The following is a 3252-nucleotide window of genomic DNA, read 5'->3' on the forward strand; positions in this document are numbered from 1 at the left end:
ATCGGGCCGGATCGTCACGGGTCGGGGGCACCCACCGCGGGTACCCACTTCAGAGGGTAGCGGGCGCTCGCGCGTGACCCATAGCGTCGACTGCGACGGAATGTAACGCCCGTCACGTGCACTCACCACGGAGGTACTCGTGTCCCAACTGTCCGCCTCGGCGAACCACACCCCGCTCAGCCCGCTGCGTTTCCTGGACCGCTCGGCGGCGGTGTTCCCCGACAAGACGGCGATCATCCACGGGGACCGCCGCTACACCTACCGCGAGTTCGCGGACGAGGTGGCGCAGCTCGCGCGGGTACTGCGGGACCGCATCGAGCCCGGCGACCGGATCGCGTACCTGTGCCCCAACACCCCCGAGATGCTGATGGCGCACTTCGCGGTCCCGCTCGCCGGCGGCGTGCTGGTGGCACTCAACTCGCGCCTGGTCGGTCCCGAACTCGAGTACATCCTCGACCATGCGGGCGTGAAGATCCTCTTCGTGGACTCCGAGTTGGTCGACTCGGTGCGCACCGTGCGGGAGAACGTCGGCTCCGTCGCGGAGATCATCGAGGTGCCGGACTCGACGATTCCGCGCCCCGACGTCCCCGCCGGTGTGGTCACCGGCGTCTACGACGAGTTCCTGCGCAGCCGGGACGGGCTCGACGAGGAGCCACTGCACTGGGGTGTGGACGACGAGCAGCAGGTGATCGCCATCAACTACACCTCCGGCACCACCGGAAAGCCCAAGGGGGTCATGTACACCCACCGCGGCGCGTACCTGAACTCGCTCGGCGAGACCTTCCACAACGGGTTCGACGGCACCACCAAGTACCTGTGGACGCTCCCGATGTTCCACTGCAACGGCTGGTGCACCCCGTGGGCCGTGACCGCGGCCGCCGGCACCCACGTGTGCCTGCGGGCCGTGCGCGCCGACGCGGTCTGGGACGCGATCGACGATCTCGATATCACGAATCTGTGTGGCGCCCCGGCGGTCTGCACGACCATCGCCGGCGCCGACCGGGCCCACCCCGTCGATTCGCTGCGCATCACGACCGCCGGCGCTCCCCCGTCGCCGACCGTCATCGGCCAGCTCGAGGCGCTCGGCATCACCGTCGTGCACGTGTACGGGCTCACCGAGGTGTACGGGCCGTACACGATCTGTGAGTACCAGGAGTCGTGGAACGACCGCACCCCCGAGGAGCGCGCCGCACTGATCTCCCGTCAGGGCGTGGGCATGCTGCAGGCCGAGAACGCGCGCGTCGTCGACGAGAACATGGCCGACGTGCCCGCCGACGGCCGGACGATGGGCGAGATCGTCCTGCGCGGCAACAACGTCATGCTCGGGTACTTCCGCGATCCGGAGGCCACCGCGCAGGCGTTCGCGGGCGGCTGGTTCCACACCGGCGACCTGGGTGTGATGCACGCCGACGGCTACATCCAGCTCAAGGACCGCGCCAAGGACATCATCATCTCGGGCGGCGAGAACATCTCGACGGTCGAGGTGGAGCAGGCGATCATCTCCCATCCCGCGGTCCTCGACGTCGCGGTCGTCGGTGTGCCGCACGAGAAGTGGGGTGAGCGCCCGAAGGCGTTCGTCATCGTCAAGCCCGGCATGTCGGTGACCGCCGAGGAGATCGTCGCGCACACGCGCTCACTCCTGGCCGGGTTCAAGGTGCCCGACGAGGTCGTCTTCCCCCTCGACCTGCCGCGCACCCCGACCGGCAAGGTGCTCAAGTTCGAACTGCGGCGCTCACAGCCAACCGGCTGACACGATCCGGCCGACGTCGCCTTCGGGGTGTTCGCGCACGCTGTAGAGCGCGCTCGCTCCGGCCCACAGCACCGTTCGCCCCAGATAGTCGGGGTACCGCTCGATCATCGCGTCGAAGAAGTCGACGGCGGTGGGCCGGGTCTGCAGCATCTCGTCGGCGACGTCGAGGTATCGCCGCGTGCCCGCGATGGTGCGCTCGGCATCGTCGTCGAGGTCCCGGTTCTGGTGTCCGCACACGATTCGCCGGGGCTCCAACGCCTCGACCTTCTCGATCGCGCCCCGCCAGGGCCCGAACCCGCCGACGACCGCGCCTTCCCCGAGGTACTGGTGGACGCCGTTGTAGATCACATCGCCGGCGACGACGAGCCCGAGGTCGGGGACGTTCAGGACGCTGGTGTCGTCGGTGCCGGAATGGCCGACCTCGACGATCTCCAGATCGTGTCCCTCGAGAGTGAAGCGGTTACCCGGCAACGTCTCCGCCGTTACGGAGGTCGGCGGGATGTTCGGGTACACCTTGTCCCACAGCTGCGGCCGGGACGCGATGTTGGCGTGCATCTGCTCGATGGTTCCCGCGGTGGCGACGACACGCGCGCCGAACCGTCGTGCCAGTATTTCGGCGGCGAACCAGTGATCGCCGTGGCCGTGGGTGATGAAGATGTCCGTGACGTTCCGACTCTTCCCCTCGACCCAATCGCCGAGCGCCCGAGCATGATCCGTCGTGAATCCGGGATCGGTGAGAACCGCGTCCTCGGCACCGTAGACGAGGGTGGCGGCGACGGGAGAGAACCTCTTGGGCTCACCGTTGGGAAGTAGCCCGTTGTTCTGCGCGGGTGCGTCGTTGACGAAGACGTCGTAGCCGAGCCGGCCGGTCGAGTTCATGGTCGCACATGCCTTTCCGTCGGGGCACAGCTCGTACGGACTGCGCCCCGGTTGCGGTCGAACGGGTGTTGCAATTCATCGAGACGCTCAGTTCTCCGCTCGAGGTGAGGGGCCCGTACCGCCGGTATTCTGGGCTTCGACCGCCTTCACGCTCTTCACGAACGACTTTCGCAGGACACCCTTTCCGACGCTACCGAGAACGGCACCGAGAAACCGCCCCCGAAAGTTCTTCCCCTCGCGAACCACGACGGCGTCCACTTCGGTCGTTCCGTCGGGCATCGGGGTGAGCGAGTAGACGTCGCCGGAGGCGCCGCCCCAGATGTTGGAGTCGGTGGTCGTCATGACCACGCGGTGCGGATCGGACCAGTCGTAGTGCAGGCGCTCCCAGATTCCGCTCGAGCCCTCCGTGACGTCGGCGTCGGTGGTGCCCTGATGGTGCACGACGAGGTAGTCGTCGGTGCTGTTGCCGAACACCTTCGAGCGACCGGGACCGAAGTCGACGAGAGCGGCCAGGTACTGCTCGGGGGTCGAGGTCGTCTTCTGCTTGAAATGGATGGTGGACATTGCGGTTCCCCTTGATCCTCGTGAGGGCGGGTTCTGTCGATGTACCGTCGGCCCGCAGG

At 67.5% G+C, this 3252-nt stretch carries 3 protein-coding genes; 1 reads left to right on the forward strand and 2 read right to left on the reverse strand.

Annotated features, from left to right (window positions below):
- Positions 1-139: 139 nt before the first annotated feature.
- Complete coding sequence (locus tag ACQ5DX_RS21195; RefSeq protein ID WP_430334449.1) at positions 140-1750, forward strand: AMP-binding protein; 1611 nt, start codon at positions 140-142, stop codon at positions 1748-1750.
- Here the strand turns inward: ACQ5DX_RS21195 and ACQ5DX_RS21200 are convergent.
- Both ACQ5DX_RS21200 and ACQ5DX_RS21205 read right to left on the reverse strand, forming a co-directional pair.
- Entirely contained in the window at positions 1733-2629 is an 897-nt protein-coding gene (locus tag ACQ5DX_RS21200) for an MBL fold metallo-hydrolase (protein ID WP_430334450.1), read from the reverse strand. The genes ACQ5DX_RS21195 and ACQ5DX_RS21200 overlap by 18 nt on opposite strands.
- A gap of 87 nt (positions 2630-2716) precedes the next feature.
- On the reverse strand, positions 2717-3193 hold the full coding sequence (locus ACQ5DX_RS21205) for a hypothetical protein (protein ID WP_430334451.1): 477 nt from the start codon (positions 3191-3193) through the stop codon (positions 2717-2719).
- Positions 3194-3252 lie beyond the last annotated feature (59 nt).

The organism is Rhodococcus sp. ACT016, from assembly GCF_050477185.1.
In the GTDB taxonomy this organism is placed as follows: domain Bacteria; phylum Actinomycetota; class Actinomycetes; order Mycobacteriales; family Mycobacteriaceae; genus Prescottella.

Bases quoted from the DNA above. Each gene is read 5' to 3' on its own strand.
- ACQ5DX_RS21200 (WP_430334450.1), bottom strand. From the start codon at position 2,629: ATGAACTCGACCGGCCGGCTCGGCTACGACGTCTTCGTCAACGACGCA.
- ACQ5DX_RS21205 (WP_430334451.1), bottom strand. From the start codon at position 3,193: ATGTCCACCATCCATTTCAAGCAGAAGACGACCTCGACCCCCGAGCAG.